Annotated in this window: 20 protein-coding genes; 11 read left to right on the top strand and 9 right to left on the bottom strand. The window is 48.9% G+C overall.

Annotated elements, in window-relative coordinates; genetic code table 11:
• Positions 1-187: 187 nt before the first annotated feature.
• The 6 genes from ACI4WN_RS08495 to ACI4WN_RS08470 form a co-directional block, all read right to left on the bottom strand.
• Positions 188-1,405, bottom strand: a complete 1,218-nt coding sequence (locus tag ACI4WN_RS08495) for an MFS transporter (protein ID WP_439777807.1) — start codon at positions 1,403-1,405, stop codon at positions 188-190.
• Positions 1,406-1,533: 128 nt separating this feature from the next.
• Positions 1,534-1,968, bottom strand: a complete 435-nt coding sequence (locus ACI4WN_RS08490) for a hypothetical protein (RefSeq protein WP_439777806.1) — start codon at positions 1,966-1,968, stop codon at positions 1,534-1,536.
• A gap of 15 nt (positions 1,969-1,983) precedes the next feature.
• Positions 1,984-2,649 carry a hypothetical protein gene (locus ACI4WN_RS08485; RefSeq protein ID WP_439777805.1) on the bottom strand — a complete coding sequence of 222 codons (666 nt, stop codon included), beginning with the start codon at positions 2,647-2,649 and terminating at the stop codon, positions 1,984-1,986.
• A gap of 127 nt (positions 2,650-2,776) precedes the next feature.
• Complete coding sequence (locus ACI4WN_RS08480; protein ID WP_009557402.1) at positions 2,777-3,529, bottom strand: LytR/AlgR family response regulator transcription factor; 753 nt, start codon at positions 3,527-3,529, stop codon at positions 2,777-2,779.
• 12 nt (positions 3,530-3,541) lie between these two features.
• The gene (locus tag ACI4WN_RS08475; RefSeq protein ID WP_439777804.1) at positions 3,542-4,780 is read right to left on the bottom strand and encodes a sensor histidine kinase; all 1,239 of its coding nucleotides are present in this window, start codon (positions 4,778-4,780) and stop codon (positions 3,542-3,544) included.
• Positions 4,781-4,827: 47 nt separating this feature from the next.
• Entirely contained in the window at positions 4,828-4,974 is a 147-nt protein-coding gene (locus ACI4WN_RS08470; RefSeq protein ID WP_439777803.1) for a hypothetical protein, read from the bottom strand.
• Between the two features lie 549 nt (positions 4,975-5,523).
• Between ACI4WN_RS08470 and ACI4WN_RS08465 the strand changes: the two genes are divergently transcribed.
• The 5 genes from ACI4WN_RS08465 to ACI4WN_RS08445 all read left to right on the top strand — a co-directional run bounded on the left by ACI4WN_RS08465 (position 5,524) and on the right by ACI4WN_RS08445 (position 11,899).
• The gene (locus tag ACI4WN_RS08465; protein ID WP_439777802.1) at positions 5,524-6,609 is read left to right on the top strand and encodes a BMP family lipoprotein; all 1,086 of its coding nucleotides are present in this window, start codon (positions 5,524-5,526) and stop codon (positions 6,607-6,609) included.
• Between the two features lie 78 nt (positions 6,610-6,687).
• Positions 6,688-8,232 (top strand): ABC transporter ATP-binding protein, encoded by a 1,545-nt coding sequence (locus tag ACI4WN_RS08460; protein WP_008459617.1) that lies wholly within the window; start codon positions 6,688-6,690, stop codon positions 8,230-8,232.
• Positions 8,225-9,358 (top strand): ABC transporter permease, encoded by a 1,134-nt coding sequence (locus ACI4WN_RS08455; protein ID WP_412131263.1) that lies wholly within the window; start codon positions 8,225-8,227, stop codon positions 9,356-9,358. The genes ACI4WN_RS08460 and ACI4WN_RS08455 overlap by 8 nt, the downstream gene beginning before the upstream one ends.
• The gene (locus ACI4WN_RS08450) at positions 9,358-10,314 is read left to right on the top strand and encodes an ABC transporter permease (RefSeq protein ID WP_439777801.1); all 957 of its coding nucleotides are present in this window, start codon (positions 9,358-9,360) and stop codon (positions 10,312-10,314) included. The genes ACI4WN_RS08455 and ACI4WN_RS08450 overlap by 1 nt, the downstream gene beginning before the upstream one ends.
• 184 nt (positions 10,315-10,498) lie before the next feature.
• Positions 10,499-11,899, top strand: coding sequence for an MFS transporter (locus ACI4WN_RS08445; protein ID WP_439777800.1), 1,401 nt, complete (start codon positions 10,499-10,501; stop codon positions 11,897-11,899).
• 163 nt (positions 11,900-12,062) lie between these two features.
• Here ACI4WN_RS08445 and ACI4WN_RS08440 read toward each other — a convergent pair whose 3' ends face one another.
• Entirely contained in the window at positions 12,063-12,905 is an 843-nt protein-coding gene (locus ACI4WN_RS08440) for an aldo/keto reductase (protein ID WP_439777799.1), read from the bottom strand.
• Between the two features lie 173 nt (positions 12,906-13,078).
• Here ACI4WN_RS08440 and nagB point away from each other — a divergent pair, with 173 nt between their 5' ends.
• From nagB to ACI4WN_RS08410, 6 genes are all read left to right on the top strand, one after another.
• Complete coding sequence (gene nagB / locus ACI4WN_RS08435; protein WP_439777798.1) at positions 13,079-13,783, top strand: glucosamine-6-phosphate deaminase; 705 nt, start codon at positions 13,079-13,081, stop codon at positions 13,781-13,783.
• A 268-nt stretch (positions 13,784-14,051) separates the two neighbouring features.
• Entirely contained in the window at positions 14,052-14,699 is a 648-nt protein-coding gene (locus ACI4WN_RS08430) for a deoxynucleoside kinase (RefSeq protein ID WP_008459603.1), read from the top strand.
• A gap of 19 nt (positions 14,700-14,718) precedes the next feature.
• Positions 14,719-15,417: a deoxynucleoside kinase gene (locus ACI4WN_RS08425; RefSeq protein ID WP_439777797.1), complete on the top strand. Its 699-nt coding sequence runs from the start codon at positions 14,719-14,721 to the stop codon at positions 15,415-15,417.
• A 251-nt stretch (positions 15,418-15,668) separates the two neighbouring features.
• Positions 15,669-17,129, top strand: a complete 1,461-nt coding sequence (locus tag ACI4WN_RS08420; protein WP_008459599.1) for an ABC transporter substrate-binding protein/permease — start codon at positions 15,669-15,671, stop codon at positions 17,127-17,129.
• Between the two features lie 12 nt (positions 17,130-17,141).
• Positions 17,142-17,888: an amino acid ABC transporter ATP-binding protein gene (locus ACI4WN_RS08415; RefSeq protein WP_439777796.1), complete on the top strand. Its 747-nt coding sequence runs from the start codon at positions 17,142-17,144 to the stop codon at positions 17,886-17,888.
• Positions 17,889-18,118: 230 nt separating this feature from the next.
• Complete coding sequence (locus ACI4WN_RS08410; protein ID WP_439777795.1) at positions 18,119-19,429, top strand: NCS2 family permease; 1,311 nt, start codon at positions 18,119-18,121, stop codon at positions 19,427-19,429.
• A gap of 159 nt (positions 19,430-19,588) precedes the next feature.
• Here ACI4WN_RS08410 and ACI4WN_RS08405 read toward each other — a convergent pair whose 3' ends face one another.
• The gene (locus ACI4WN_RS08405) at positions 19,589-21,007 is read right to left on the bottom strand and encodes a DHA2 family efflux MFS transporter permease subunit (protein WP_439777794.1); all 1,419 of its coding nucleotides are present in this window, start codon (positions 21,005-21,007) and stop codon (positions 19,589-19,591) included.
• A gap of 239 nt (positions 21,008-21,246) precedes the next feature.
• The coding region (locus tag ACI4WN_RS08400) for a chloride channel protein (protein WP_439777793.1) at positions 21,247-22,624 on the bottom strand (1,378 nt) is incomplete at its 5' end.

Below are 22,624 nucleotides of genomic sequence, written 5' to 3'. Positions count from 1 at the left end.
GATGCTTCTTAGTCATAAAAATACGCCACCTTTGATAAAATCCCTAACCAAAGATGGCGTGAAGCGGTTTCGAAAATTAAGCAAAAAACACTCATCAAACTTAGATGAGTGTCCTAAAGCGTTCCCCGTTCAAAGTCAATGCCTTAACTTAATGACATTGAGCAGGAGCTCAGAGATTTTTTGCGTATCAGGCGTTTTTTTCGTGGCCAGACTGGAGCAAGACCAGGCAGAAGATCACGAGGAGGATAATGGCGCCAGCTGAGAAGTAGAGGGCCACGCTACTCTTTACCCGGCCTTCAAAGAAGCCCAGGAACATGGCCATGATCAAGGTCAAAAAGATGCCCACGAAGCGTAGCAGGGCCGTGCTCCGTCCTTGATAGGCGGCGGGAGTTTTCATGATCCGGCTGGTTTCCAGGTAGGTGTAGACTGGGATGCCGGTACCAAAAATGCTACCAAGCAGGAGGCCGAAAACAAAGGGAGAAAGTTGGCGGCCTGCCCCGCCGCTTAGGTAGGTTACCCCGGCAGAAAGGACGATCAAGGCAAGGACAGAGAGCTTTTTGAGACCAGCAGGCAGGCTGACCACAGCCCGGTTGAGGCCAGCACCAACAGCCACGGCCAAGATGATGCCCAGGCCAATCACCAGGATTGACTTGAATTTGGGATCATAGCGGCCGATTTTTAAAATTACCAGGCTCATGACCAGTTGGTTCCGGCAGGTAAACAGGACTTCAGCAGCAAAGATCAGGGCGATGCCTTCTTTGAAAACAATCCGGCTTGATTCACGGATGTCGCGGGCCAGGATGGAAAAGCTGAAGCTGGGCTTAGAATCAACAGCAACCTGGTCAGCCGGTACCCGCAGCCAGATTAAGAGGGCCAGCAGGTAAAGGGCGGCGCAGAGGTAGAGGTAGTTGGGCAAAGCCACAAAGCTGAGGGTCACGAAAACCAGCAGATAACCGACAATTGAAGCGATAGAGTTCAGCGAGCTGATCCCCTGCTGCACTAAGGGGATGGCCTCCCGGTTCTCCTTGCGGACGATATAAACGGTTCTGGCGGCGTTGTCGAATTCACTGATAACAGAAATAACAATGTCGACAACAATCAAGACGCCGATGAAGGCCGCCTTGTCCAGGTCAAAAATCAGTGGCGGAAGCAAGCAGGCTATTCCAGAAAGCAAGGTGGTAAAAAAGAGAATCCGCCAGGCACCATGCTGGTCAACAAAGCTGCCGATAGCCAAGGCAAAGGCCACACTCACGGCAACGCTGATGTTGTTGACCAAACTGTTGACCGCGGGGCTGGAGACGTACTCCTGGACTATGAAGGACAGGGCCACGCTATAGATGCTAGCGGCCAACATGATCATTCCTTGCGAGGAATTAAAGGGTAGGGTTGGAATTTCTTTTTTCATTGTTCACTCACCTTGTTTTCACTTTTCATTCTTTACTGAAAGCATACTCCTTTTTTCGCTTAAATGGTATCTTTTCTATAAATTGGATATAAAAAGTGCTGAACAGAAGCTCAGCACTTTTTCATCTATTAAGCTTTTCTCCCGGCTTTAACGGCCCAAGTGACCAAGACTAGGCCAGCGAGAAACATTGCCTCTGGCAACAGCATGCTGGATAAATTAAAAGTCGCATCCCGCAAAAAGTAGAAAGCCAGTAAGGCACTGATGATCAACACCGCCGCGAAATCGCGCCAGTCTGCACTCGTGAAACGCCGGTGGTCTTTGTTAACAAGCATCATGACTAGTCCGGCCAAACCCAGCAGCAGATAGAGAGCCGCGATCACGAAAAGCACCAGGGCCATTTCAAATATTTTTCTGATTAGTATTCCTTCAACTAGGAGCAGACTCCCGCTTGCCAGAAAGATTACTGCCATTTTCCGCCAGCTAAAAGTCACTGGAAGCTGCTTGAAACCACTTAGCAGCATCCCGCCGCTAATCAACAAATTTATCAAAAACAAGCTATTCATTTCTTTCCTCCACCTTTACTTCAAAATGTGCAAAGAATATTGACAGGAAAAATTGAAGTCCAGATAAATTCTATTCTTACGGTGCTTATTGTTATAAGAAACAAGGTCTGATGCAGCACGGTTAAATCTGTTTGCTACACCTTGAACACCCAACGATGCCAAGTTTGCTGCTAACGTATACCATGGTGAAATATAAGCAACAGCATCGCCAACTGCACTCCAAAAGATGGAATCATTTCCACGATCATTAGCAATCTTTCTGAAATGAGCGGCGCCTCTCTTCACAGCTTCATTTGAAGTAAAGTAATATCTCTTTCCCCACCAAAATGTTTTAGTCGTGTAATTACTTTTGTGAACTGCAAAAGAAAAATACTTGACAGGCGTATAAATTTCTTTAGATTCCGTATCAATTTTCATTGAATTCGACGCAATCTGTTGATTAACTCTAGCTATTTGATCATTGATGACTTTAACATCTTCACTAGACAGCTTTTCCCTAGCTTTTTGTTCATCGAATACAAACCGATTTCCTTTGACGCTCACGTACTCATCAGCTTTATGAACATCATCTATAGTAACTTGATCATTCTTTTCAGTATCTGCATGCACAACCGTGGTATTAATACACCCTAAAAATACTCCTATACATGCTACAAAAAATAGTTTTTTAAGCAAATTCATAACGTGCTCCTCCTTGCGAAACTACCTTTACATCAGAACTATCCTTTCGGCCTAATCAGAATTATAGTTTCAGTGCAAAAAAGAGGGGCAAGAAATTCAAATCCAGTCATTTATCCGTCATAAGCGGTCAATTCTGCTTCAGCTGTCGCAGCTGACGGCTGCAACTGCGCGCGTATTTCAGCCTCTCCCCGTCAACTAAAGAGATAGTCCGAGCATGCAAGTCTATCTCAGCAATATTTTTAGGATTAACTAGGCAAGATTGGGAGATTTTTAACAAAAAACCGCATTCCTGATCAAGCTGCTTAAGATTGCCGACAAACTCCGCCCGCAGATTTTTTGCGACTAGTTGCAGCTTATGTGGAAATGGCGTCGTCGCGACGTAGTAGACATCATCAGTGTTGATATTTCTAAGCTGCCGGCCGACTTTATAGGTAAAAGTCTGCTTTTTAATCAAATTAAGTTGCGTCAATCTTTCCATTGCCAGGCGCAAAGTCGCCACAACCCTCTCCTGTAGACTGTCCAAATCAGCATTTTTAACGATATAGTCCAGCGTACCGATTCTTCGCTGAAAAGTCTGCAAGGCCAGCTCCGAATGCGTGGTTACAAAAATGATCTGGCCCTGGGGATCAGAATGCAAGAGCTTTTCCGCCAGATCTAAGCCATCCATTTCCGACTTGGCAAATTCAATATCCAGAAAGTAGATCCCCTGCTGAACCTGCCGGTCAGCCGCGTATGTCAGGGCCTCCTGCGGGGATCCCATTGCTGAAACAGAAACGCTTTGTCCGTAATCCTCCGCTAAAAATTCTCCCGCCAATTTAACCACCTTTGCCAAAGCCTGAGCCTGAAGCAGGTCATCATCACATAACAAAATTTCAGTCATCTTTCCCCCTAATTATGCGACAGTCAGCCCAAAAATGAACTTGTCTCCTTCAAGTTGATACTCAACAAACAAATTCGCGTATTTCTTCTGCAGTTCTTGTACATTGCTTAAACCCAAACCGGCATGCCCTTGCTTGCTGGTAAAATTCTTTTGGCCAAAGGCCGGCAGATCAGCTTTTTGCTGGTCTCGCATCTTATTTTTTATGGTAAATTCAAAGGAATTTCCCTGATCGCGATAAAACAAAATCTCAACAATAGGGCTCTGACCACTCGCTTGATAAGCCTGGCTTTCCTCAATGGCATTGTCAAAAGCAATCCCAATGATTCTGATCAAATCATATGCATCAATCCCTGCTGGGATTTCAATCATCTGCCGGGCTTCGAAAATATAGCGAATCTGCAAGCGGCGGAGTTTCTGCAGCTTGGCGATCACCAAGCTCTGCAGCTGCAGGTCAGCAATCCGGTCAACGTCCTTGAACTGCCACAACTCTTCTCTTTCCAAAATGTCATCAGAATACTTTTTCAAGTTGGCCAAGGCAGCTGAAGCCTGGTCATTTTGTAAAGAAAGCTCCAAGCTGCGCAGCATGTTTTGATAGTCATGCTTAAAGCGCCGCAATTCTTCCTCGCTATTTCTGACGCTCTGCAGATAGCTGCGCAAATTCTCTCTTTCCTGGTCAGCCAGCTGCCGTTCATAGTCCCGCTGGTTGGCCAATAAAACCAACAGGGTCAAGCAACCCTGCAAAAGCAGCAAGATCAAAAGGCTGGCCTCTGACCAGCCAAAAAGCCACAAGCTAAAATCCCAAGCTAAAAGACTAGAAAGCAGATATATTTTCAGCAGATAATCCGGCTGCTTGTGGCTTTTTTCATTCAGCCGCCGCCAGCCTTCTGCCGCTAGCACCAGAACAGCATAGGTGAGCAAGACCAGGAGCAGACTGCTCCTGCCAATTTTGAGAAACGCTTGTAAAAGCAACAGATTTGCCAAAGACACGCTCATGCCATAAAAAAGAAGTATTTGCCAGTTTTGCCGGTGATAAAAGTAAAAAGCCGACAGCAGCAAAACAATGTTTGCCAGATACAGGGCGACCTGCTGGTCTGCTTCTTTCGCGAAAATGAATTCAAAAGTTAAGACACCCAAGCCCGCGGTTGTCAGCAGGTCTTCTTTTTTCCAACTTACATGCATTAATCTAGCCAAACTTGTCAGCTCAAACAAAGCTGAAACAGTGGCTAAAGCAATCAATACCAGCTCTTCCATTTTCACCCTTTCCTCCTCCAACAACTAATCTTCACCATCTTACCCCCTTACTCCTCCTCGTTCAAGCTCTGGTAGCCATATTGGGTCAGCTGCTGGTCAGTATCGATCACTGACATCCCCCGGACCAGGCAATAGATCAGAACTGTATCCCGCTTCACATTGGCATAAAGCGCCCCGTTGTCGCTCAAAGACAAGAGACGGACATATATCTACATTGGAAACTTAAGAGATAAAGATGTCAACGTTTTCTATTGGGATATCGCAGATGGTCCATCTCCGAAAGAACGCCGGATCAATTTAATCGATATTGATTAGCGATGTGATGTGCTATAGAAAACTATGGAAAAAGTCAATAAACAATCTAGGATAGCAAGTCACCCTATCGTGACTTGTTTTATTTTCGTGAACACGGCACTCATCATTCGATGGGCGCCTTTTTCTTAACTGTTATAACTTGCAGCAAAAAAGGCAGCCTCGCGGCTGCCCCAGATTAACTAACTTTCCTGATTCTCTAATCTGCTGCTAATTGTATCGCAACTGTCTTAAACTTCCCAGTCCGGGAACTGGTCTATACAAAAGCACAGATTTGTTCGTAAATTAACCGCTTTCTCATATTTAAAAAAGCTTTTTTTGAAAAAATACCCAAAAAAGCGAATATTCAGCTCTTTTTCCGCTTGCTTTTAGACAAACTTAATGGTATCTTAAATATACAAACGTTCGTAAATGAAGAGGAAGTAATCGATATGCGTTTCAACTACAAGAAATTGGTTGCTATCGGCGCAACCACCCTATCAGTCGCTGCTGTTTTAACTGCTTGCTCCGGCAAGAAGTCTAACTCTACTGCCAACAAGGACACCAAGCACGGTGTTGCCTTGATCACTGACAGCAACGGTGTTGACGACCACTCATTCAACCAAGCTGCTTGGTCTGGCTTCAAGGACTACGGTAAGGAACACGGCCTTAAGCAAGGCAAGGGTGGCTACCAATACTTTGAATCTTCATCAGCTGCTGACTACACCCCTAACTTCACCCAAGCTGCACAAGCTGGCTACAAGACCATCTACGGTGTCGGCTACATGCTGACTGACTCAGTTAAGGCAGCTTCAAAGAAGTACCCTAAGAAGAACTTCGTTATCATTGACTCCGTTGTTAGCGGTCAAAAGAACGTTGCTTCTGTTACCTTCAAGAGTAACGAAGCTTCATATCTTGGCGGTTTAGCAGCTGCTTATACTACCAAGACCAACCACGTTGGCTTTATCGGTGGTGCCAAGTCAAGCGTTTTGGAATTGTTCGAAGCCGGCTTCAAGCAAGGCGTTAAGGACGGTGCCAAGGCTTTAGGCAAGAAAATCAAGATCGACGACCAATACATCGGCAACTTCACTTCAACTGACAAGGCTAAGTCAATTGCTCAATCAATGTACACTGACGGCGCCGACATCATCTACCAAGCTGCTGGTAACGCCGGCAACGGTGTCTTCACTGAAGCTAAGACCCGGAACAAGGCCACTACTGCTGCTAAGAAGGTTTGGGTAATCGGTGTTGACGTTGACCAATCAAACCTTGGTAACTACACTTCAAAAGACGGTAAGAAGGCCAACTTCACGCTGACCTCAGTATTGAAGGGCCTACGCTTCGCAGTTAAGGACATCGCAGACAAGGCCTACGATGGTAAGTTCCCTGGCGGTAAGGTAATTTCCTACGGCTTAGCTCACGACGGTGTTTCTGTAACCAAGGGTAACCTGAACGCTAAGACCTGGAAGGCTGTTCAAGCAGCACGTAAGAACATCATTTCAGGCAAAATTAAAGTTGCAACTACTCCAAGTAAGTAGCACAATATATAGTAGTCAATTTGAAACACTCCGCATAAATACGGAGTGTTTTTTGTAAAATATAGAAAGCATTGTTCTATGGAAAAAGAGATCACAAACATCATTGAGATGCGCCATATCGTTAAGGACTTTAACGGCTTTAAGGCCAACAACGATATCAACCTCACGCTCCGCAAGGGCGAAATCCTGGCGCTTCTTGGCGAAAACGGTGCTGGTAAGTCTACTTTAATGAGTATTCTTTCTGGTCTGCTTGAGCCAACTTCTGGTGAAATCTACGTTCGCGGGAAGAAAGTCGACATTTCTGGTCCTAACGTGGCTACCAGTTTAGGGATCGGGATGGTCCACCAGCACTTTATGCTGGCCCAAGCCTTCACGGTTTTGGAAAACATCATCTTGGGTCACGAAACCACCAAGGGCTTAGCCCTGGACTTCAAGACTGCCCGGGAAAAGATCGTTGCCTTGTCCAAGCAATACGGTCTGGCTATCGACCCTGACGCCAAGATTTCTGACATCACCGTTGCTCAGCAGCAAAGAGTCGAAATCTTGAAGGTCCTCTACCGGGGCGCCGACATCTTGATCTTCGACGAACCAACTGCCGTCTTGACGCCGCAGGAAATCACCGAATTCATCAAGATCATGAAGAACCTGGCCAAGGAAGGCAAGTCCATCATCTTGATCACCCACAAGTTAAAGGAAATCAAGGAAAGTGCCGACCGCGTAACGGTTATCCGAGCTGGGAAGTCCATCCAAACCGTCAACGTCGCTGACGCTGATGACGAACAATTGGCTGAAATGATGGTTGGCCACCACGTTAACTTCAAGCTTGATAAGGAAGAACAACACTTAGGCGACACTGTCTTGTCGGTTAAGGACCTCCACGTCAACGAAGACCGGGGCACGGAAGCGGTTAAGGGCTTGTCCTTCAACATCCGCCGCGGCGAAATCCTTGGTTTGGCCGGGATCGACGGCAACGGTCAAGACGAATTGGTTGAAGCCATCACTGGCCTGCGCCATGTCGAAAGCGGCTCAGTCAACATCAAGGGCCAAGATCTGACCAACAAGCCAGTCCGCAAGATCACTGAAGCTGGCGTTGGCCACATCCCTGCCGACCGGCAAAAGTATGGCTTGATCCTGCAATTGCCAATTTCCGAAAACATGGCCATTCAAACCTACTACAAGGAACCATATTCCAAGCACGGGATCATGAATGAAAAGGCCATTCGAGAACACGCCCGCGAACTGATCAAGAAGTTCGACGTTAGAACGACCAGTGAACAATTGCCTGCCAGCGATCTGTCTGGTGGTAACCAGCAAAAGGCCATCATCGCCCGCGAACTTGATAGAGACGCTGACCTGATCATCGCCTTCCAGCCAACCCGTGGTTTAGACGTTGGGGCCATCGAATACATCCACTCTCAACTCTTGAAGCAGCGCGATGCCGGCAAGGCTGTCTTGCTGATTTCCTACGAATTGGACGAAATCTTGCAACTGTCAGACCGGATCATCGTTTTGCACGACGGGGCCGAATCTGGTGAAGTTAACCCTGAACAGACCAACGAAACTGAACTTGGTCTGCTCATGACTGGTAAAAATCTTAAGAAGGAGGCTGCCGTAAATGATTAAGGTTAGCCCTAAAGCCAAGCGGCTTTTAGTGCCTATCGTTTCTGTTATTGCCGGTTTTTTGGTCGGTGCCATTATCATGCTGATCTGGAGCTATGATCCGCTTCAAGCTTACAGCTCCATGTTTGAAAGTGCCTTGGGCTCTATGAACGGGATTGGGGAAACCATCCGTAACGCAACTCCCCTGATCTTGATCGCCATCGGCTTCCAAATTTCTTCAGCAGCTGGTTTCTTCAACATCGGTCTGCCGGGTCAAGCCCAAGCTGGCTGGTTAACCGCCATCTGGATTGGTTTAGCCTGGAAGAATCTGCCAGTTTACATCCTCTTGCCAATCGAAATCATCGCCGGCATCATTGCTGGTGCCTTGGTTGCCGGGATTGCCGGCTGGCTGAGAGCCTATTTCGGGACTAACGAAGTTATCTCAACCATCATGCTGAACTACACGGTTTTGTACCTGTGCCAGTACCTCCACCAAGACGTCATGAGCAAGAACTTGCGAATTGACACTGACACCACCAAGACCATCCCAGCCAACGCCAGCTTGCGGATTCCTTCCTTAAGTGCTGCCTTTGGCGACTCCCGGATCAGCGGTGGTATCTTCTTAGCCCTGATCGGTTTGGTGATCTTCTGGTTTGTAATGAAGAAGACTACTGTCGGCTTTGAAATCAAGGCCGTTGGTTTGAATCCTTTTGCCAGCCGTTACGCCGGCATGAGCGACAAGAAGAACATCATCGTTTCTATGCTCTTGTCTGGTGCCTTCTGTGGTCTGGGCGGGGTCATCCAAGGTCTTGGTACTTACCAAAACTACTTCACCCAAACGACTACGCTAGATATCGGCTGGGATGGGATGTCCGTTGCCCTGCTGGGCGGCATGAGCGCTATCGGTATCCTGCTTGCTTCCATCTTGTTCTCAATCCTGAAGATTGGTGGCTTAGGGATGCAGACTTTAGCCGGTATTCCTTACGAAATCGTGTCAATCGTTATCGCTGCCATCATCTTCTTCGTAGCCATCAGCTGGGCCGTTGGTCTCTTGTTCAAGGAAAAGAAGACTGACAAGACCGCAACCTACCTGGCCACTGCCGAAACTGACAGTCGAAAAGCTAACTCACAAGAAGGAGGGCAAGCATAATGAATTTTGTGACTATTTTAGCCCTGATCGTTTCATCCACTCTGGTTTATTCTGCTCCCCTGATATTCGCAGCTCTGGGCGGTACCTTTAGTGAAAACTCAGGGATCGTTAACGTCGGCCTGGAAGGCATCATGACCATGGGCGCCTTCACCGCCGTTGTCTTCAACTTGAGCTGTGCCTCAACCTTCGGGGCTGCTACCCCATGGCTGGGCGCCCTGCTTGGCGGGATCGTTGGGCTGATTTTCTCCCTCCTTCACGCCGTTGCCACCATCAACTTCCGGGCTGACCACGTTATCTCTGGTACGGTTTTGAACCTGATGGCGCCACCTTTGGCGGTCTTCTTAGTTAAGGCCCTTTACAACAAGGGTCAAACCGAAAACATTACCCAAAACTTCGGCTACTTCTCCTTCCCTGGCTTAGCCAAGATTCCAGTTTTGGGGCCGATCTTCTTCAAGAACACCTCTGCCCCAGCCTGGGTAGCCATCGTTTTGGCCATCTTCTTGTGGTGGGTGCTGTACAAGACCCGCTTTGGCCTGCGTCTGCGTTCTAGTGGTGAAAACCCACAAGCCGCTGACACCTTGGGGATCAACGTTTACAAGATGCGCTACGCTGGCGTATTGATCTCTGGTTTCCTTGGCGGGATCGGCGGGGCTATCTTTGCGGAAGCAATTTCCAGCAACTTCTCCGTTTCCACCATCGCTGGTCAAGGTTTCATGGCCTTGGCAGCCATGATCTTTGGCCGTTACAACCCAATTGGGGCCATGCTCTCATCCCTGTTCTTTGGCTTTGCCCAAAGCTTGAGTATCATCGGCAACCAAATCCCAGGCATCTCCAGCCTGCCATCCGTTTACCTGCAAATCGCGCCTTACGTTTTGACCATCATCGTTTTGGTCATCTTCTTCGGTAAGACGGTTGGTCCTGCAGCTGACGGGCAAAACTACATCAAGTCTAAGTAGTTTTTTACTGACATTTTTTCTGAAAAAATGTTAAAGTAGATTAATAACAAGTTTTTGAAGCAAGCTTTGTGGAGCTTGGTTCACTAGAATATTTGAGTCTGACTCCAATTCTAGCTGAATCCAAAGACCCTTTCCGGGCCCGGATTCGCTGAATTGGAGTTTTTTTATTGGAGGTTTTAATTTAATGGATGCTCACGAAAAAGTCACCCCTTCCGTGATCTGGTCGATCGTTGGGACGGCGGGCGTGGCCTGCAGCGGGGTCTTGGTGGAAACGTCAATGAACGTCACCTTCCCGACCCTGATGAAGGTCTTTAACCAGTCCTTGAACAACGTGCAGTGGATCACCACGGCCTACCTGCTGGCGGTGACCCTGACGATCGTTCTGGCCGCCTACCTGCAGCGCAGCTTCAAGTTCAAGAGCCTGATCATCGCGGCCGGCACGGCTTTAGTCATCGGCGGGGTGATCTGCATGGTGTCGACCACCTTGCCAATCATGCTGCTGGGCCGGATCATTCAAGGGATCGGGACGGGGATTGCCATGCCCCTGCTCTTTTCAATCATCATGCTGGAGGTTCCGCGGGCCAAGCAAGGGTCCTTTGTCGGGACGGCAGGGATGATCATTGCCCTGGCACCGTCCCTGGGGCCAACTTACGGCGGGATCTGCCTGTCGGCCCTCAACTGGCGGTTCAACTTTATCTTCACCCTGCCAGTCACGATCATCTTCTGCATCATCGCGGCCTGCTTTATGAGTGACAATGAGGCTCACCGGGACCACTTCAACTTCAGCGAGTACCTCTTGATCGTCTTGGCCCTGATCGCCCTGACCCTGGCCGTCAACAACCTGAGCAGCGGCCTGGCCAACCCTCTGGTTTGGGGCGGGCTCCTGGTCACCGCAGCCGCTTTGTTCAGCTTCTTCAAGCTGGCCAAGCAGGAAGGCAAGGCCCACATCATCAATATTGGCGTTTTGAAAAATACCAGCTTTAACCTGGGCCTGTTAATCTACACCTTCTTGCAATTTATCCAGATCAGCCTGACTTTCGTCATCCCTAACCTGGCCCAGCTGGGCTTGAAGACCAGCGCCTTAACCAGCGGGATGCTGCTGCTCTTGGGGGGCCTGCTGTCAGCCTTCTTCGGACCGGTCATGGGACGGCTCTTGGACAGCCAAGGCTTTAAGAAGCTCTTCTTGATCGGCAGTTGCCTGGCCATGGCCGGCATCCTACTTTACATCATTTTCGCCCAGAAGCTTTCCATTGCCTTGATCGTGATCTTCCACGTCATGTTCATGACTGGCTTCAGCATGATGTACAACAACTCCATGACTATTGGACTCCAGCAGCTGGAAGTCATGCACATTGCCGACGGCAACGCCCTCTTCAACATGCTGCAGCAGTACTCCGGCTCGATTGGGACCGCGGCCATGTCCGTAATTATCGCCATCGCCGGCAGTCCTTACCAAGGACAAAGCAAGCAGGTGGTCATGGGCTCACAAGCGGCCTTCATCGTCCTCTTTGTCTTCACGCTCTTGATTTTTGCCTGCGTCTTGAGCCTGATCAAGCGCGACAAGCAAGGTCTGGTCAAAAACTAAAGCAAACGAAAAGCCTTGCTCCAGTTGTGGGAGCAAGGCTTTTTCTTCAGATCGTCAACAATAAAGTAATCAATAGGCACAAAAACACGAAGACCCAGACGCTTTCTTTATCCGGATATTTAGCAGTTTTTAACTGAATTTTTGCTAGCTGTATGCACAAAAGCTAGATGCTCTCCAAAGGCTGCTTGCTCTTCGGTGGCAGGTAATCCCGGTCCAAGGCGGCCAGTTCGCCGGCGGTCAAGATCAGGTCAGCAGCCGCCAGGTTGGCCCGCATGTGGTCAACTGAACCGGCTTTGGGAATGGTCAAGACCTGCCCGGTCCGCATGGTCCAGGCCAGCATGACTTGGTGAACGGACACGCCCCGCTCGTCAGCGATCTGCTGGAGACTGGACTTGACCGGGATGGATTGCCCGTTGCCTGAGTTAAAGGGCGAATAGCCAATAAAAGCAATGCCGTGCTGCTTTTGCCAAGGCAGCAAGTCGTATTCAACGCCCCGCTTGTCGATATTGTAGAGGTCTTCATTGGCGAAAACCGCCCCTTCCCCGGCAATTTCTACCAGTTCTTGCACATCAGCCGTGTCAAAGTTGGAAACGCCCCAGTGACGGATCAGACCAGCAGCTTGCAGGTCCTGCAGGCCTTTAACGGTTTCTGCTAAAGGATAGCCGCTCTTCCAGTGCAAAAGATACAAGTCCAGATAGTCTGTCCCCAGCCGCTTTAAGCTGGCGGCCAGGCTCTTTTTCTGGTCTTGAGGACTGGCGTGCCAGGGGTAGAACTTGGAAATGAGGAAGAGCTGGCTCCGGTCCAAATCCTTGATGGCTTCACCAACCAGGCTTTCAGCCTGCCCTTCCCCATACATTTCCGCGGTGTCAATCACATTGACGCCGTGGGATAAGCCATAGCGTAGGGCTGCGAGTTCCGTGGCCCGCTTGGCGGCTTTTTCTCCCATATTCCAGGTGCCCAGACCCAGCTGGCTCAGTTTTTCTCCTTTGATAGTTATGTATTTCATGTTTTTCCCTCCGTATTTTCTTCTTTTTAAGCATAGTACAAGGAAGACAATTTTTTAAAAAAGACACTCACAATTTACCAAGATTTATTGGTCTATACCTTGACAAAAAAGCTTCTCTAATCTAAAATGGACTATACCAATATGAGTGAGTTAAAAAAGGAGCTATGATCATCATGAAAGTTATCGTTTCGGAAAACGCTAGTGAATTGGGCAAGCAAGCCTTCAAGCTTCTGGCTGAGGCAGTAGCAGGCGGTGCCAAGACCCTGGGGCTGGCTACCGGCTCATCCCCTGTTGAGCTCTATCAAGAAATCGTGGCCAGCGACCTTGATTTTACGGACATGACCAGCATCAACTTGGACGAATACGTTGGCCTGGCTCCTGACAACGTGCAAAGCTACCACTACTTCATGCAAGAACACCTCTTCAAGTTCAAGCCGTTTAAGGCTTCTTACGTACCAGATGGCCTAGCTAAGGACGTTCAAGCAGAATGCGACCACTACAACCAGCTGATCAAGGACAACCCTATTGACCTGCAAGTTTTGGGCATCGGGCAAAACGGCCACATTGCCTTTAACGAACCAGGGACGCCTTTTGCCAGCGTCACCCACGAAGTGGCCTTGACTGAAAGCACCATTCAAGCCAACTCCCGCTTCTTTGACAGCATTGACGAAGTCCCAAAGAGCGCCATCTGCATGGGCATCAGCAACATTATGACGGCTAAGGAAATCCTTTTGATCGCTAAGGGCAAGAATAAGGCCCAAGCTGTCAAGGACATGCTTGAAGGACCGATTACCGAAGCTGTTCCCGCCAGCGTTTTGCAAAAGCATCCACATGTAACGGTGGTCTTAGACCAAGACGCAGCTAGTCTTTTGGACTAGAAAATTTAAAAGTAAAAAGAAATAGCGTGTACAAGGATCTTACTTGTACACGCTATTTTGTAATAACACTAACAAAAAGCTCTTCAAGGTCGACTTCGCTTTCATTTTTTCCTGCAAGTTTTTGGCATCAAAATCCTATATACTATTTCACCTGAGCTATTATAGAAAAAATGCTCAAAAATATTTTTGCAAAAGTCTTGCTAAACCACTAGATCTTGCAATAAACTAGAAAGGCAACTTAGATCTAGTATGATTTTATAGAAAGAGCGTGATCACCGTTATTGTCTTGAGTGGCCCTATTGGAGCCGGTAAATCCAGTTTAACCAGTATCTTAGCCAAGCACCTTGGCTCAACAGCGTATTACGAAGAAGTCAACGACAACCCGGTCCTGCCTTTATACTACAAAGATATGAAGCGGTACACCTTCTTGTTAAACACTTACTTCCTTAATAGACGACTAGCCGAAATCAACGAAGCTGCCGCCAACCACAACGACGTCTTGGACCGGTCCATCTACGAAGACCTCCTCTTTTTCAACATGAACGTCGACTCTGGCGTGGCTGACCCGACCGAATACCAAATCTACCATGATTTGATGGACAACATGATGGAAGACGTTCCTGGCACTCCTCGGAAGAAGCCTGACCTCTTGATCTACATCCATGTCTCCTTAGAGACCATGCTCAAGCGGATCGGCAAGCGCGGCCGGGAATACGAGCAGCTTGACACTGACCCAAGCCTGAAGGAATACTACGAAAACCTTTTGCGCTATTATGAACCATGGTATGAACAATATGACGTTTCGCCAAAGATGATGATCGATGGCGATAAGTACGACTTTGTCGACAATATCGACGACCAAGACCTGGTCTTGGACATCATCGATACCAAATTGCGCGAAATCGGCAACTTATAGTGATGATAGAAGGAACGTGATGACCGTTATTGTATTAAGTGGGCCCGTTGGAGCCGGCAAATCCAGCTTAACCGCAATTCTCTCTAAGTACTTGGGGACCAAGCCCTTCTACGAAAGCGTTGATGACAACCCTGTCTTGCCGCTTTTTTACAAGGATCCCTTGAAGTACACCTACCTGCTGCAGCTCTTTTTCTTAAATACTCGTTTCCACAGTATTAAAAAAGCCCTCAGCGACGACAACAATGTTTTAGACCGGTCAATCTATGAAGACTCGCTTTTCTTCCATATGAATGCCGACATCGGCCGGGCCAATGACCTGGAAGTGCAGACCTACGACGAGCTCTTGGAAAGCATGATGAAGGAGCTGGAACGGATGCCGAAAAAGCACCCTGACTTGCTCGTCCACATCAATGTTTCATACGAAACCATGATCAAGCGGATCCAAAAGCGCGGCCGGTCTTACGAGCAGCTCAGCTTTGACCCCACTCTTGAAGACTACTACAAGCGGATGCTCCGCTACTACGACAAGTGGTACCAAGACTACGACTACTCGCCAAAGATGATGATCGACGGCGACCACTACGACTTCATGGCCAGCGAAAGCGACCGGACCGAAGTTTTGGCCCTGATCACCAAGAAGCTCAAAGAAGTTGGCAAGCTGCCAAAGGATTGGCACGCCGGTGAAATTGCGACTGAATCGATCGAATTTTCATCCTAAACTGCCAATTAAAAGCCCTTTTTGAGGGCTTTTTTATTTTAAGTCTTTTTCTTGTTTAGTAAGCTATTTGTAAGGTTAAACCGTTCTTTTTAAACTTTTCTCCCCTTTTACTTTAAATAATTAGGTGGGAGCGGTTGCTTTTCTTAGTTAACATTTCTTGAAAAAATAAGTTTTTCCTAAAAACGTGATACAATGTTAACAATTCTGTTTTTAGACAAACATTAAATAAAGAAAAAGGGGGAATTAACTAAATGAACTTAACCAAGCTTCGCAAGCACTTCTGGCTGCCGCTGATCGCGCTAGTCCTCAGCTTTTTAATCGCGGTCCCAACCAGCAAGGCGCAAGCAGCAGAAAAGACCTACGTTATCGGTACCGACCAAACTTTCAAGCCCTTTGAAATTCAGGACAAAGATGGTACCTACAACGGCAAGAACCCTGGGATCGACATGGACATCCTCAAGGCCATCGCCAAGCACGAAGGCTTCAAGTATGACCTGAAGATCATGTCCTTCAACGCCGACGTGCAGGCTCTCCAATCTGGCCAGCTCGACGGGATGATCGCCGGCATGAGCGTGACCAGCGAAAGAAAGAAGACCATCGACTTCAGTCAAACCTACTACACTGACGGGGTGGCCATGGCCGTTGCCCAAAACAGCAAGATTACCAAGCTGTCTGACTTAAAGGGCAAGACGGTCAACGTTAAGACCGGGACCATGGGGGCCACTTACGCTGAAAGCATCAAGAAAAAGTACGGCTTTAAGCTGAAGTACTACACTAGCTCCAACACTTCTTGGGCCGACGTTAAGGCCGGCAACGCGGACGCTGCTTTTGACCAAGCGGCTTCACTGAAGTACGGGATTGCTAACGGCATCGGCCTCAAGATTGTCGGCAAGCAAGTGGCTAACGCGCCTTTAGCTTTTGCCGTTAAAAAGGGCAAGAACCAAACCCTGCTCAAGAAGTTCAACCACGGTTTGACTTGGCTGAAGAAGACGGGCCGCCTGCAAAAGATCATTGATAAGTACACTTCCAGCAAGGCAGTGAAGAGCCAAGTGGTAACTGACACGTCCATTTTGGGCCTGATCAAGAGCAACGCCTCTGCTTTAGGCCAAGGGCTGTGGATGACCATTGAACTGGCCATTGTCGGGATTATTTTTGCCTTAATCTTCGGGATTATCTTGGGGATCATGGGGATCGCTGAGCACAAGTTCTGGCACGGCGTGGCCAATGTCATCATCTACATCTTCCGGGGGATCCCAATGATGGTTCTGGCCTTCTTCATCTATATCGGGATGCCAACCATTATTGGCCACAAACTGCCCCTCTTTACGGCCGGCATCTTGACCTTGATGCTGGATGAAGGGGCCTACATCGGGGCCATCGTCCGCGGCGGTTTTGAAAGCGTGGACGTGGGCCAGTGGGAAGCTGCACGCTCTCTGGGTCTGCCATACTACAAGGCCCTGTGGAAGGTTGTTGCCCCTCAAGGCTTTAAGCTGATGATTCCATCTTTGGTCAACCAATTCATCATCACTTTGAAGGATACCTCAATCCTGTCAGCCATCGGGGTCATGGACTTGACCCAAACGGGTTCAACCCTGATCGCCCAAAACTTCCAAGGCTTCAAGATGTGGCTGATCATTGCTGTCATGTACCTGATCATCATCACCATCTTGACTTGGATTTCCAACTACATCCAAAAGAAGATGCAACACTAAGGAGACTTTTTCATGGAAGAACAATACAAAGTAAAGGTTTCTGACCTGCACAAGAGCTACGACGGCGTTCACGAAGTTATCAAGGGCGCCAACTTGACCGTGATGCCTAGCGAAGTAGTCTGCATCATTGGGCCATCCGGCTCAGGCAAGAGTACCTTCTTGCGCTGCATCAACAAGCTGGAAGAATTCCAAAAGGGCCACATCTTCGTTGACGGCAAGGATTTGGCTGATCCTAAAAACGACATCAACAAGATCCGGGAAAAGATCGGGATGGTTTTCCAGCACTTTAACCTGTTCCCGAACATGACGGTTTTGGAAAACATCACCCTGGCCCCAGTTGAACTGGGCAAGATGGACAAGGAAACGGCTATTGAGGAAGCCCACAAGTACCTGCAAATGGTCAACATGGACGACAAGGCAGACGTGCGCCCGACCACCCTGTCTGGTGGTCAGCAGCAACGTGTCGCTATCGCCCGGGCCCTGGCCATGAAGCCAGATGTCATGCTTTTTGACGAACCAACCAGTGCCCTGGACCCAGAAATGGTTGGGGACGTTTTGAACGTCATGAAGGAGCTGGCCAAGGAAGGGATGACCATGATCGTGGTCACCCACGAAATGGGCTTTGCCAAGCAGGTTTCTGACAAGGTGGCCTTCTTCTACGGCGGTGTGATCAAGGAACTGGGCACCCCAGAAGAAATCTTCGATCACCCACAAGAACCAGAAACCAAGTCTTTCCTCGACAAGGTTTTGAATGCCTAAATTTAGAATATTAAAAATTCAGCCCAAAAAGTTGAATTATTTCTAGAAAATATTGCAAGCGCTTGAATCATTAGTTTCAAGCGCTTTTTATTTAAATATTCTTTCACTTGTTAACTATTAAATACGCTTTTCGACAATAATTCGTATTTACAGGCAGGCTTTTCCGTGATAAAGTATAAATGTTCACTCTTATCAGAGTAAATTCCGAACAATTTTCTACTGGAGGAAAAATGGATTCTATTAGTAAATTTTTTGACCTTAAAAAATTAGGGACCAACCCTAAGCGCGAATTCATCGCTGGGTTGACCACCTTCTTTGCAATGTGCTACATCTTGTTCGTTAACCCTAGCGTCTTGGGCGCCAGTGGCATGGACAAGGGGGCGGTCTTCACGGCAACGGCTTTAGCCAGTGCTCTTGGTTGTTTGATCATGGGGATTTTTGCCAACTACCCAATCGCAACTGCCCCATCCTTGGGCTTGAACGCCTTCTTCGCTTACACTGTCTGCATCGGTATGAAGGTGAAGTGGCAAACTGCCCTGGCTGCTGTTTTCGTAGCCTCAATCATCTTCATCTTGATTACGGTTTTCAAGTTGCGGGAATTGATCATTGACAGCATCCCTAACGACTTGAAGTTCGCCATCTCAGCTGGGATTGGGATCTTCATCGCCTTCTTGGGCCTGCAAAACGGTAAGATCGTTGTCAACAGCCCTTCTACTTTAGTAACCATCGGTTCCTTCAAAAACCCAGCTGCCTGGGTAACCATCTTCGGCTTGCTGGTAACGATCATCTTGATGATCCGGAACGTGCCAGGTGCCATCTTCATCGGGATCATTTTATCATCAATCTTCAGCGTGATCGTCGGCCAAAGCAAGATGCCAACTGCTGTGATTTCTATGGCGCCAAGCCTGAAGCCAAGTTTTGGCCAAGCCATCTTCCACTTGGGCGACATCAACACGGTGCAAATGTGGACGGTTGTCTTGACCTTCCTCTTGGTTGCCTTCTTTGACACCACTGGTACCTTGATTGGTCTGGCTCACCAAGCCGGCCTGGTTGACAAGGACGGGAAGATGCCAAGAATCGGTAAGGCCATGGCGGCTGACTCAACGGCCATGATGGCTGGTTCCATCATCGGTACTTCACCAGTTGGTGCTTATGTTGAATCATCATCCGGGATCGCTGCCGGCGGCCGGTCTGGTTTGACAGCCGTTTGGGTTGGGATTTTCTTCCTTTTGTCCATGTTCTTCAGCCCGCTATTGAGCGTGGTCACGACTACGGTTACGGCTCCAGCCTTGATCATCGTCGGCGTTTTGATGGCTGCCAACCTGGCCAAGATTTCTTGGGGCAAGCTGGAAATCGCCGTTCCTGCCTTCTTGATCGTGATCGGCATGGGCTTGACCTACTCCATTGCTGACGGGATGGCTTTGGGCTTGATTACTTACCCGCTCTCCATGACCGCGGCTAAGCGGACCAAGGAAGTCACCCCAATGATGTGGATCCTGGCTGTGGTCTTCGTGATCTACTTCTTGATCTTGAACGTTTAATTGAATTAGATAGTAAAAGGCCTCGAGCATGTGCTCGGGGCCTTTTTTGCGTAGTGGTTAACGTTTTTTACTCTATATCTTCAATTAAAAAGCAAGCTGAACGCTTACAAGGAAATACGTTTCTTAATTAACTAAAATTGCCAATCAGCTGATTAATATCTAATCAGGGCGGCCATCATCCGTCACCTTAAATGAAACCAGCAAGCCTAGCAGGATCAAGGCGATGGTGAAGTACAGGCTAAAGTGAACGCCGCCGGTAAATTTGGCAGTCACTGAACCTGCAGTCACCGCCTTGCCCAGAGTCAGGAAGCTGGTGGACAGAGCCGTCGCTAAGGCACCAATGATTTGCTGCATGGTGTTCAAGATGGTTGATCCATCAGCAGATTCAGCCCCTTCCAAGGAGTTCAGGGCTGAAGTTTGGGCCGGTGACATGGCCAAAGGGGTCCCGATCATCAAAATGATATGGGCGGTGATTACGTACCAAATGGCGCTTTGGCTGCTGCCAACCGCCAGCATCATGGCGCCGGCCAAGGCAATCATGAAGCCGATTCTAGTTGGCCACTTGGCTCCCAGCGTGTCGTACATTCTACCAGCAAAGGCACTGGTCAAGGCATTGACCAAGCCACCTGGCAGCATGATCAGCCCCGTCAAGGCTACTTTGACGCCCAGACTATTTTGCAAATATTGCGGCAAAATGTACATGGCAGAGAGGATCACGGCAAAGTCAAGCATCATCAAGATCCCGCCCAAGGCAAAGTTTTGATGGCGGAAGACGCGCAGGTTAAGAATCGGCGTCTTCATGGCCAGTTGCCGGCGGCTGTAGAAGAAGAGGCAGACAAGGCCAACCAGCAGGGCCGCCAGGACTGGGACTGACAGCCAGCCAAATTCAGAGGCAAAGCTGGCCCCAGCGATCAAGCCAGAGAAGGCCAAAGCTGACAGCAGAATCGATGGCAGATCCAGCTTGGGCTTGGTCAAGCGGCCAACATTCTTCAAAGAAGTAAAGGCAAAGAGCAAGCCGACTGCCAAAATAATGGCGAAAGTAAAGAAGACGAAGCGCCAGGAAGCTGCTGCCAGGATCAAGCCGGTCAAAGTTGGCCCAATGGCTGGGGCGAACATGATGACCAAAGCCAGCACCCCATTGACGGAGCCCAGCTTTTGCATTGGGAAGATCATCATCGCTACCGTAAACATCAAAGGCAGAATGATCCCGGTCCCAATCCCTTGCACCATTCTCCCCAACAGAACGATCCCGAAATTGCTCCCAAGGCCAGACACGACAGACCCGCAGATAAAGGCCAATAAGGCAAAGATCGTCAATTGCCGGGTGGAGAACCACTTGGTCAAAAAGCTGGAAAAGGGCAAGACGATCCCGATCACCAACATGTAGCCGGTCACGAGCCATTGGATCTGCCCCTGCCCGACCTTTAAGGCCGCCATCAATTGCGGCAAAGCGATGTTCAATGAAGTTTCACTGAACATACCCACGAAAGCGCCAATCATCAAGGGCAGCATGGCCAACCATGGATGAGCCGTTGGCACGACTGCCTTCATTGCAACATTATTTTCTGTATTTTTCAAAAATTACCTCCCATTTTCAATCACGACAATTGATCATTTTATCAGTTTGCAGAATCTTTCGTAAGCATTTTTTGCCAAAAAGTTGGCTATTCGCCATTTTTTGGGGCTTTATTAACTAATAAAGTTAAATTAATTAAGTGAATACTCGTAAAAGACAGGAAGATTTTGACTTTTGCAAACAATAAGAAGGCAACTGGAACACAAAAAGGCCGCTCTCTGAGCAGCCTTTTTATACTTATCTACTGATTATTCTGTAACCGAGCCACTTCATCATAGACGACGCCGCGCTGGTTTTCATCCAGCTCCAGCACGACCAAGTCGCCCGCCAGCAGCTGGGTGTTGCCGTCCGGGATGATGTCCTTTTGCCCCCGGTGGATGACCTTGACCAGGGTCCGGTCCGGCCAGGCGATCTCCTTGATCTTTTTGCCAGCCATCTGACTGCCCTCAAAGACAGAGAAAGTCAATTGGTCGGCTTCCCCGACATAGTCGTTGTCTTCCTTGGTCTGCATCCGGCCCGCCAAGCTTTCATAGATCGGCTCCCCGCCCAGCAGCTCATTGACGATGTAGGCAACAACTGAAACCACGGCCAAGGGCATGAGGTGCAAGAGCGACCCCACCATTTCCGCGATCAACATGATGGCGGTAAACGGCGAGCGGACAATGGCCGCGAACAGTCCCGCCATGGAAAAAATCACTAGGTTGACGACCAACTTTTGGTCTAACAAGCCAAGGCTAGCCATAAAGTTGCCGTAGATGGCGCCGAGAAGCGCCCCCATGGTCAAGATTGGCAAGAAGATTCCCCCTGGCAGACCAGAATCATAGGAAATAATGGAAAAGCTGATCCGCAAAAGGAAGATTAGGGCCAAGATCCCAGTGACATGCATTTGGTTCAAGCTGAGAATCAAGTTGTTCCCCCCGCCAACATAGCCAGGGAAAAAGTACATGATCGGCACCAAAAGCACGGCCGGAATCACCCCATGCAGCCAGCGCGGGAGGACCGGGATCTTTTGATAGACATGGCTGAAATTGAGCAACCCCCACTGGTACAGGCGCCCGATCAAGCCCAGGAAGGCCCCCAGCAAGAGCAGGTGCCAGTACTGCAGGATCGGGAAACTGTGCTTGTAGTCAATCGCCAAGACCGGAGTCTGGCCAAAGACATTGGAGACCACGAAATTGGCCATGATGGCGCCAGTTAAGGCGTTAAGCCAGACCCGGGGCGAAAAGTTGTGAAAGACCTCTTCCACGATAAACATGGCCCCGCCCAATGGCGCCCCGAAGGCAGCGGATAAGCCGCTGGCCGCCCCGGTTGCCAGGAGGACCCTGGAGTCGGTTTTGGAGGCCTTAAAGCCCTGGGCCACGCCCTGGCCGATGGTTGATCCTAGTTGAATTGACGGGCCTTCCCGGCCCAAAAAGAGGCCTGAGCCAATGGACAGAACCCCGCCAATAAACTTGCGCCAAAGGATCGGCCACCAGGCCAGCTGCAACTTGCCTTGCAGCTGCAGTTCAACTTCTGGAATCCCGGAGCCGCCGGCATGGGGCTGCTGCTTGACTAAGAAGCCGGCCACGATCACGCTGGCTAAAACTCCCGCGGCCAACAGCCACAAGAGGGCTGGATTG

It is taken from the genome of Lactobacillus sp. (genome assembly GCF_051893255.1).
In the GTDB taxonomy this organism is placed as follows: domain Bacteria; phylum Bacillota; class Bacilli; order Lactobacillales; family Lactobacillaceae; genus Lactobacillus.
The sequence above is the reverse complement of the archived record's forward strand: the minus strand, read 5'-3'. Positions and strand labels throughout refer to the sequence as shown.

Coding starts and splice junctions, on each gene's coding strand:
- ACI4WN_RS08425 (WP_439777797.1), top strand. CDS start 14,719: ATGACCGTTATTGTATTAAGTGGGCCCGTTGGAGCCGGCAAATCCAGC.
- ACI4WN_RS08460 (WP_008459617.1), top strand. CDS start 6,688: ATGGAAAAAGAGATCACAAACATCATTGAGATGCGCCATATCGTTAAG.
- ACI4WN_RS08480 (WP_009557402.1), bottom strand. CDS start 3,529: ATGACTGAAATTTTGTTATGTGATGATGACCTGCTTCAGGCTCAGGCT.
- ACI4WN_RS08420 (WP_008459599.1), top strand. CDS start 15,669: ATGAACTTAACCAAGCTTCGCAAGCACTTCTGGCTGCCGCTGATCGCG.
- ACI4WN_RS08475 (WP_439777804.1), bottom strand. CDS start 4,780: ATGGAAGAGCTGGTATTGATTGCTTTAGCCACTGTTTCAGCTTTGTTT.
- ACI4WN_RS08440 (WP_439777799.1), bottom strand. CDS start 12,905: ATGAAATACATAACTATCAAAGGAGAAAAACTGAGCCAGCTGGGTCTG.
- ACI4WN_RS08450 (WP_439777801.1), top strand. CDS start 9,358: ATGAATTTTGTGACTATTTTAGCCCTGATCGTTTCATCCACTCTGGTT.
- ACI4WN_RS08465 (WP_439777802.1), top strand. CDS start 5,524: ATGCGTTTCAACTACAAGAAATTGGTTGCTATCGGCGCAACCACCCTA.
- ACI4WN_RS08410 (WP_439777795.1), top strand. CDS start 18,119: ATGGATTCTATTAGTAAATTTTTTGACCTTAAAAAATTAGGGACCAAC.
- ACI4WN_RS08415 (WP_439777796.1), top strand. CDS start 17,142: ATGGAAGAACAATACAAAGTAAAGGTTTCTGACCTGCACAAGAGCTAC.
- nagB (WP_439777798.1), top strand. CDS start 13,079: ATGAAAGTTATCGTTTCGGAAAACGCTAGTGAATTGGGCAAGCAAGCC.
- ACI4WN_RS08455 (WP_412131263.1), top strand. CDS start 8,225: ATGATTAAGGTTAGCCCTAAAGCCAAGCGGCTTTTAGTGCCTATCGTT.
- ACI4WN_RS08495 (WP_439777807.1), bottom strand. CDS start 1,405: ATGAAAAAAGAAATTCCAACCCTACCCTTTAATTCCTCGCAAGGAATG.
- ACI4WN_RS08445 (WP_439777800.1), top strand. CDS start 10,499: ATGGATGCTCACGAAAAAGTCACCCCTTCCGTGATCTGGTCGATCGTT.
- ACI4WN_RS08490 (WP_439777806.1), bottom strand. CDS start 1,968: ATGAATAGCTTGTTTTTGATAAATTTGTTGATTAGCGGCGGGATGCTG.
- ACI4WN_RS08485 (WP_439777805.1), bottom strand. CDS start 2,649: ATGAATTTGCTTAAAAAACTATTTTTTGTAGCATGTATAGGAGTATTT.